The sequence below is a fragment of the Streptomyces sp. 8K308 genome, from assembly GCF_004348315.1.
Lineage (GTDB): Bacteria > Actinomycetota > Actinomycetes > Streptomycetales > Streptomycetaceae > Streptomyces.
On the sequence record NZ_SMKC01000700.1, the window covers coordinates 1 to 388 of the forward strand.

General features: G+C 70.9%; 1 protein-coding gene. It reads right to left on the bottom strand.

What is annotated here, in order from left to right:
- Window positions 1-187 precede the first annotated feature (187 nt).
- On the bottom strand, window positions 188-388 hold a 201-nt coding region (locus tag E1265_RS37745; RefSeq protein ID WP_207931365.1), incomplete at its 5' end, for a hypothetical protein.

Here is a 388-nt window from a genome sequence, read left to right on the forward strand (position 1 = left end):
GACTATGCCTGGGGAAACCGGCGGGGGTCTGGCGGTTCGGTGCGCGCCGCCGATGGCGCTCGGGCCTGGGGGATGCGGTGAGTGGGGGCTGGTCGTCGACGTGACGTTCGTTCTATGCCCCGTGCAAGTTTCGGCGAGTTCCGGTTGCGCGTGCTGGACGGGGGCGCACTTGGTGTGCTTGGCGCCCCTACGACGTCCTGCCGCCCTTGGCTCGGCGGTCGGCCTCGCTCTGGGCGTTCGCCTCCCGTAGGCGTTGCTCCAGTTCCGGGCGGCGATCCGGGCCGGACTGCGGTTGTGGGGTGTTGGTCTGGGGGTGGGAGTTCTGTGAGCTCATCGACCGCACCTCCTCGTCCTCATGCGGCAGGGCGGGCGGCCGGTCGCGCAGACC